Origin of the sequence: Micromonospora sp. NPDC005220 (assembly GCF_040607895.1) — a bacterium.
Classification (GTDB): domain Bacteria; phylum Actinomycetota; class Actinomycetes; order Mycobacteriales; family Micromonosporaceae; genus Micromonospora.
On the sequence record NZ_JBEXHP010000180.1, the window covers coordinates 1 to 7,342 of the forward strand.

Here is a 7,342-nt window from a genome sequence, read left to right on the forward strand (position 1 = left end):
GCGGGGCGCCCAGGGCGGGGCGCGCCACCCCCCCGGCCCGGCGTCGCTCTGATCATCGCCCTGCCATCTTCCCGCAATTGCAAAATATGTGCAACAAGGTCTGGACAACGTGCTCGGCTCGTAACTAGCCTGATCGCCATGAGTCCTTACATCGCGGATCCCTGGGCCTGGCAGGAGAGCTGGGACCGCCAGCAGGAGGCCTACCTCCCGGACCGGGAACACCGGTTCACCGCCATGCTCGACACCGTCGACGCGGTCCTCGACGGCCGGCCACCGCGGGTGCTCGACCTGGCCGGCGGCACCGGCACCATCTCGCTGCGGACACTGGCGCGCTTCCCCGCCGCGCAGACCACAGTGGTCGACCTCGACCCGGCGCTGCTCGCCATCGCCAGCGCCTCGCTGGCCGATCGCGCCACCATCATCACCGCCGACCTCGGCACCCCCGAATGGCGTTCCACGCTCCCGCACCAGGAGTACGACGCCGTGCTCACCGCCACCGCCCTGCACTGGCTGCCGGCCGACCGGCTCGGGCAGCTCTACGCCGAGCTGCGCGACGTGCTGCGACCGGGCGGCGTCTTCGTCAACGCCGACCACATGCCGGACGACACCCTGCCGGAGCTGACCAAGCGGCTGATGGACCGGGCCCGGGACCGGCGCAACGCCCGGTACGCCGCCGGCTCGATGCTGTCCTGGTCGGACTGGTGGGAGCGGGCCGGCACCGACCCGACGCTCGCGCCGCTGGTAGCCCAACGACACGCGATCTACCCGACCGGGCACAGCCCCGAGTGGAACCCACCGGTCTCCTGGCACCTGGCCGCGCTCACCGCGGCCGGCTTCAGCGAGGTCGGCACGGTCTGGCGAGGCGGCCCGGACGCCGCCGTCGCGGCGGTGCGCTGACCCTCCCCCTCCCCAGATCGGCGTGGCGCTAGGGTGGTAGCGGAGCCGAACGACTCCCGGCGGTGGGGCCCGCCGTCCCGCCGGTACGACGGGAGAACCGCGACACCGCTCGCCAACGGTCCCTGCCAGTGATGCCCGTGCTGGTAGGGAGGACCCGTGTCAGAACCGTTCGAGCCGCGTACCGACCCCGACGTCGACCTGCGGCTCCCCGCCGACCGCCGCGAGCTGACCGCGCGCCCCGCGACGATTCTCGCCGCGATCGCTGCCGGCGGGGCGCTCGGCGCGCTGGCTCGGGCCGGTCTGCAACACGCCGTTCCGCACCAACCGGCCGGCTTCCCGTGGGCCACGTTCACCGTCAACACGTCCGGTTGCCTGCTGATCGGCGTGCTGATGGCGGTGCTCGGGCATCTCGGCGGTGGGCACCCGCTGGCGCGCCCGTTCCTCGGGGTCGGGGTGCTCGGCGGGTTCACCACCTTCTCCACGTACGCGGTCGACGTCCAGCAGGCGATCGTCGCGGGCGCACCGGGCACCGCGCTGGCGTATCTCGCCGCGACGGTGTTCGGGGCGCTCGGCGCGGTCGGGCTGGGCGATGCGGTCACCGCCGGGCTGCTGCGCCGGGCGGCCCGATGACCGTCCTGCTCATCGCCCTGGGCGCGGCCATCGGCGCGCCGCTGCGCTACCTGACCGACCGGGCCGTGCAGGCCCGGCACGCCTCGGCGTTCCCCTGGGGCACGCTGACCGTCAACGTGGCCGGGTCGCTGCTGCTCGGCGTCCTGGCCGGTTGGCCGGCCGGCCCGGCGGTCAGCGCGTTGCTCGGCACCGGCTTCTGCGGCGCGCTGACCACCTACTCCACCTTCAGCTACGAGACGTTGCGGCTGACCACTGGTGGTCATCGGCTGATCGCGCTGGCCAACGTGTTCGGCAGCGTGGCCGCCGGGCTCGCCGCGGCCACCGCCGGCTACGCCCTGGCCCGCGCGCTGACCGGCTGACCGCGCGCCAGCCGCGCCACACTCCATCGACACCAACGCCTGGACCAGGCGAGGTCAGCAAACACACCGAGGGTATATACGCGGGGTATACCCTCGGTGTAGTCTGCTGGCATGAGCGTGCCACTGACTCTTCTCGGCCTCCTCGAACGGGAGCCCAGCCACGGTTACGACCTGAAGCGCGACTACGACGCCTTCTTCGGCCGAGGCAAGCCACTGCCGTTCGGCCAGGTCTACTCCACCCTCAGCCGACTGGCTCGCGACGGCAAGGTGGTGATCAGCGACGTCGCCCCCGGCTCCGGTCCGGACCGCAAGCGCTACGTCATCACCGACGTCGGGGCGACCGAGGTCGAGCAGTGGCTGACCCAGCCGGTCGACCCGGAGCCGCACCTGCAGACGGTGCTCTTCGCCAAGGTCGTGCTCGCGCTGATGCTGGACCGGCCGGCCGCCGAATACCTCGACACCCAGCGCCGCGCGCACCTGCAACGGATGCGTGAGCTGACCGAGATCAAGCGCGCCGGCAACCTGGTCGACGCGCTGCTGGCCGACCACGGCCTCTACCACCTGGAGGCGGACCTCCGGTGGATCGAGATGACCGGCGCCCGACTGGACGCCCTGCGGAATGAGGTGCGGCCGTGAGCGTCGTGATCGAAGCGCGTGACGTGGAGTTCTCCTTCGGCCAGACCCCCGCGCTGCGCGGCGCCAGCCTCGCCGTGGACGCGGGCGAGATCGTCGCCGTCATGGGCCCCAGCGGCTCGGGCAAGTCCACGCTGTTGCACTGCCTGGCCGGCATCCTGGTGCCCGACTCCGGCGAGATCCTCTTCGACGGGGCCAGGGTCCACGCCATGGCCGAGACCGAGCGCAGCAGCCTGCGCCGGGACCGGTTCGGCTTCGTGTTCCAGTTCGGCCAGCTCGTCCCCGAGCTGACGGCGGTGGAGAACGTCGCCCTTCCGCTGCTGCTCAGCGGCGTACGCCGCACGGAGGCGCTGCGCAGGGCGTACGCGTGGTTCGAGCGTCTCGACCTCGACGGCATGCAGCAGCGCCGATCGGGTGAGCTGTCCGGTGGGCAGGCGCAGCGGGTCGCCCTGGCCCGGGGCCTGGTCGCCGAGCCGCAGGTGCTCTTCGCCGACGAGCCGACCGGCGCGCTCGACTCGCTCACCGGCGAGCAGGTGATGGACCTGCTGGTCAGCGCGGCCCGCGAGCAGGGCACCACGGTCATCCTGGTCACCCACGAGCCGAGGATCGCGGCGTACGCCGACCGTGAGGTCATGGTCCGCGACGGGCGCGTCAACGCGCCGGACCGGATCGCGTCGTGATCCGGTTCGGGCTCCGCCTCGCCGTGGCCGGCGGCCGGGAGGCGCTCACCCGCCTGATCGTCATCGCCGCCGCCGTCGCGATCGGCAGCGGGCTGCTGCTGACCACCCTCGCCGGGGTCAACGCGGTCGACGCCCAGCTCACCCGGTACGCGTCGATCTATCCCCAGGCCTCCACCGCCGGTGCCGCCGATCCACTGTGGTGGTCGACCCGGGACGACTTCTTCCACGGCAAGCCGATCCTCCGGATCGACGTCGCCGCCACCGGATCGACCGCGCCCACCCCGGCCGGCATCCCGACCACTCCGGGCCCCGGCGAGTTCTACGTCTCGCCGGCGCTGCGGGAACTGTTCGCGGCACAGCCGGCCGACCACCTGGCCGACCGATACCCGGGGCGTGACCTCGGCACCGTCGGACCGTCCGGGTTGACCTCACCGGACACCCTGCTCGCCATCGTGGGCGGCACGCCGGACAGCGTCGCCAAGCTGCCCCACTCCCGGCAGGTCGACCACCTCGATGACAAGCCCGCCCTCCCCGAGACCACGGTGAACCTCATTCTGGGCGTGATCGCCGGTGGACTGCTCTTCCCGGTGCTGATTTTCATCGGCACCGCCACCCGGCTCAGCGCCGCCCGCCGGGAGCAGCGCTTCGCCGCGATGCGCCTGGTCGGCGCGACACCCCGGCAGATCTCGACGGTCGCCGCGGTGGAGGCGGCCGCCGCCGCCGTCGCCGGCACCGCCGTCGGCTTCGGCCTGTTCTACGCGTTCCGCGACACGCTCGCGGGCATCCCGTTCACCGGCATGCCGTTCTTCCCCGGCGACATGTCCCTGGGCCTGCTGAACGTTCTGCTGGTGGCGCTCGGCGTCCCGGCCGGCGCGGCGCTGGCCGCCCAGGTCTCGCTACGCCGGGTCCGGATCTCGCCGCTGGGCGTCACCCGCCGCGTCACCCCCCGCGCTCCGCGCGCGTACCGGCTGATTCCGATGGTGCTCGGCGTCGCCGTGCTGGTGTTCGCCCTCGGATACCGGCCCGAGAAGTCCGACGGCCAGACCGCGGTGTTCCTGCCCGCCCTGCTGCTCATCATGGCCGGCCTCGTTTTCGCCGGCCCGTGGTTGACGATGGTCGGCGCGCGGGTGATGGCCCGGTACGCCAACCGCCCGGCCACGCTCATCGCCGCGCGGCGTCTCGCCGACAACCCGAAGGCCGGGTTCCGGGCGATCAGCGGCATCATGCTCGCGCTCTTCGTCACGAGCGTCGCCGTCGGTGTGATCACCACAATCGTCGACGAACGTGGCCCGGCACCGGTCGGCTCGACCGACGCGGGCACGGTGACCACCGTTTTCGACGAGAAGACGACGTCGGTGCCCGACACGCTCTTCGCCGAATTGCGGGCAATCAGCGGGGTGCGGTCCGCGACCGCCATCCGGGAGGACCCGGACATGACCAACGGTGGCGAGGGCGGGTTGATCGCGTGCACCGACCTCCCGAGCGCGTACGGCCGGTGCGCCGAGGGCGCGAGCGTGATCGAGGTGCCGATGGGCCTGAGCCGCTGGCGGGAGTCGGCGTCGCCCGCGACGGTCTGGCCCGCCGCGTCGCTCACCCTCGACGAACTCCAGCGGCTGCCGGTCGGGTCGATGGTCGTCGGCACCGACGGCTCCGCCGCCGCCGTCGAGCGCGTCCGCACCGTGCTGGAGGTCGCCTTCCCGACCTTCTGGGTGGGTCCGAACGTGCCCGGCGACTTCGAGTCGGACTTCGCCGACACGCTGCGCGGCTGGGAACAACTGGCCAACGTCATCATCGTGGCCAGTCTCGCGCTCGGCGGGTGCAGCCTCGCGGTCAGCGTCATCGGCGGTCTCACCGAACGCCGACGCCCGTTCAGCCTGCTGCGGCTCAGCGGCGCACCGGTGCGGGTGCTGCGTCGGGTGGTGGCGCTGGAGAGCGCCGTACCGATGCTCGCCGTCGCCGCCGTCGCCATCGGCATGGGCCTGCTCGCCGCCCACCTGTTCCTGCGGGCGCAGATGGACTACACGCTCGTCGCGCCGCAGCCGGGCTTCTACGTGATCGTCGTCGTTGGACTGGTCGCCTGCCTCGGCGTCATCGCCTCCACCCTGCCGCTGCTGGAACGCATCACCGGGCCGGAGACCGCCCGCAGCGAGTAGTCGTCAGACCGTCGGCCCGGTGGTGGTGAGGGCGACCACCGGGCCGAGGACGAAGACGGCGGGCGGGCCGACGCCCTCCCGGGCGGCGACGGCGCCGATCTCGTCCAGCCGGGCGGGTAGGGACCGCTGGTCGGGCAGCCCGGCGTCCTGTATGGCCAGCACCGGCGTCTGCGGGGCGCGACCGTGCTCGATCAGCACCGCCGCGATCTTGGCGATGGTGTCGACGGCCATCAGCAACACGACGGTGCCCCGGGTGCGGGCCAGCGCCGCCCAGTCGACAAGCGAGTCCGGGTGACCGGGCGGCAGGTGCCCGGAGACGACTGTGACGTCGTGCGCCACGCCCCGGTGGGTCACCGGCACGCCGGCGAGGGCCGGTGCGGCGATGGCGCTGCTCACCCCGGGGACCACAGTCACCGGCACCCCGGCCGCCGTACAGGCCTGCACCTCCTCGTGGCCGCGCCCGAAGACGTACGGGTCGCCACCCTTGAGGCGGACCACCCGACGACCGGCGCGGGCGTGCGCCACCAGGGCCTCGTTGATCGCCTGCTGGGCCATCGACGGGCCACGGGGCACCTTCGCGGCGTCGACCACCAGCACGTCGGGGCGTAGCCCGGCGAGCAGCCCCTGCGGGGCGAGTCGGTCGACCACCACGACGTCCGCCGCGTCGAGCAGCGCCCTGCCGCGTACCGTGATCAGGTCGTCGGGCCCCGGCCCGCCGCCGACCACGGCGACCGAGCCGTGATCGTGGTGGTCGTGATCGTGGTGGTCGTGCCCATGGTGGTGGCCGACCGGGTCGTCGGGGTGGTCGTGCGGACGTTGCGGGCGACCCACCTTGTCCGCGAAGCCGGGCATCAGCACCCGGTACGCGCAGGTGTCGCAGTTCATCCGGATGTCACCGCCCAGCGCCTCGGCGTGGCGTTCGAGCACCAGATCCGCGAGGGCGTCACAGTCGCCGATCACCTCGGCGACCCGGACGTCCAGGTCGGGGTGCGCGGCGGCGAACTCCGCCGACTGGGCCACGATCCGGTCCGGCAGCACCCCGGCGAACAGGAAGTACGGCGCCACCACGATCCGCCGCGCGCCGAGCCGGCGCAGCCGTTCCAGCACGGCCGGCACCGACGGCTGGGCGAGGGAGATGAAACCGGGCTCCACGCCCGCGTAGCCGCGCCCCTCCCAGAGCAGCCGGGCGACCTTGGCCACCTCGGCGTTCGCGTCCGGGTCGGTGGACCCTCGCCCGATCAACGCCACCCACGTGCCGGCCCGGTCGGCATCAGCCAGCTTCATGCCGGCCCGGTCGGCACCGGCCAGTGCGGCGTCGATGCGCTGTTCGAGGGCGTCGTGCAACAGCGGGTGGGGGCCGAGCGGACGTCCGTAGCGGTACGTCAGCCTGCGGTGGCGCTGCTGCTCCCGGGCCATCGCGGCGGGGATGTCGCCCTTGCCGTGTCCGGCGCCGGTGAGCACCAGCGGCAACGCGACGAGGGCCCGGTGCCCGCGCGCGACGAGCGCGCCGACCGCGTCGGTCAGCGGTGGACGGGACAGCTCGATGAAGCCGCCCTCGACGTCCGCGACGTCACCGCGACGGCGGACCCGCTCGACGAGAGCGGCGAACTGCTCGACCCCGGCCGCGCTGCGCGTGCCGTGCCCGACGATCACCAACCCGGTCATGACTTCTCCTCGACGTAGAGCAGGGCGTTGAGGGCGGCGGCGGCGACCGCCGAGCCACCCTTCTCCCCCACGTTGGACACGGCGGGCAGGCCGCTGGCCCGCAGCGCCGCCTTCGAATCCGCGGCGCCCACGAAGCCGACCGGCAGGCCGACGACGAGCGCCGGCGCGGCGTCCACTGTGAGCAGTTCGACGAGCGCGGTGGGCGCGCAGCCGACCACCCAGACCGCGCCGGGACCGACCCGGGTCAGGGCGATCCGGACCGCCGCCGCCGACCGGGTGATCCCGGCCGAGCGGCCCAGCTCGGCGGCGGCCGGCTCGCCGACCG

At 73.3% G+C, this 7,342-nt stretch carries 8 protein-coding genes; 6 read left to right on the forward strand and 2 right to left on the reverse strand.

Annotated features, from left to right (window positions below; translation table 11 throughout):
- Positions 1-138 precede the first annotated feature (138 nt).
- From ABZU52_RS31175 to ABZU52_RS31200, 6 genes are all read left to right on the forward strand, one after another.
- Positions 139-897 carry a class I SAM-dependent methyltransferase gene (locus ABZU52_RS31175; RefSeq protein WP_354974505.1) on the forward strand — a complete coding sequence of 253 codons (759 nt, stop codon included), beginning with the start codon at positions 139-141 and terminating at the stop codon, positions 895-897.
- Between the two features lie 156 nt (positions 898-1,053).
- On the forward strand, positions 1,054-1,527 hold the full coding sequence (locus ABZU52_RS31180; protein ID WP_354974506.1) for a CrcB family protein: 474 nt from the start codon (positions 1,054-1,056) through the stop codon (positions 1,525-1,527).
- Positions 1,524-1,886: a fluoride efflux transporter CrcB gene (crcB, locus tag ABZU52_RS31185; protein WP_354974507.1), complete on the forward strand. Its 363-nt coding sequence runs from the start codon at positions 1,524-1,526 to the stop codon at positions 1,884-1,886. Before ABZU52_RS31180 ends, crcB begins: the two co-directional genes overlap by 4 nt.
- Positions 1,887-1,997: 111 nt before the next feature.
- A complete protein-coding gene (locus ABZU52_RS31190; RefSeq protein WP_354974508.1) occupies positions 1,998-2,522 on the forward strand; it encodes a PadR family transcriptional regulator in 525 nt (174 codons plus the stop codon).
- On the forward strand, positions 2,519-3,199 hold the full coding sequence (locus tag ABZU52_RS31195; RefSeq protein WP_354974509.1) for an ABC transporter ATP-binding protein: 681 nt from the start codon (positions 2,519-2,521) through the stop codon (positions 3,197-3,199). Before ABZU52_RS31190 ends, ABZU52_RS31195 begins: the two co-directional genes overlap by 4 nt.
- Positions 3,196-5,352 carry an FtsX-like permease family protein gene (locus ABZU52_RS31200; protein WP_354974510.1) on the forward strand — a complete coding sequence of 719 codons (2,157 nt, stop codon included), beginning with the start codon at positions 3,196-3,198 and terminating at the stop codon, positions 5,350-5,352. The genes ABZU52_RS31195 and ABZU52_RS31200 overlap by 4 nt, the downstream gene beginning before the upstream one ends.
- 3 nt (positions 5,353-5,355) lie before the next feature.
- On the opposite strand, the gene cobA is transcribed toward ABZU52_RS31200, so the two are convergent.
- Positions 5,356-7,017, reverse strand: a complete 1,662-nt coding sequence (cobA, locus tag ABZU52_RS31205; protein WP_354974511.1) for a uroporphyrinogen-III C-methyltransferase — start codon at positions 7,015-7,017, stop codon at positions 5,356-5,358.
- Positions 7,014-7,342: precorrin-8X methylmutase (locus tag ABZU52_RS31210; RefSeq protein WP_354974512.1), on the reverse strand; the 329-nt coding region annotated here is incomplete at its 5' end. The genes cobA and ABZU52_RS31210, both read right to left, overlap by 4 nt.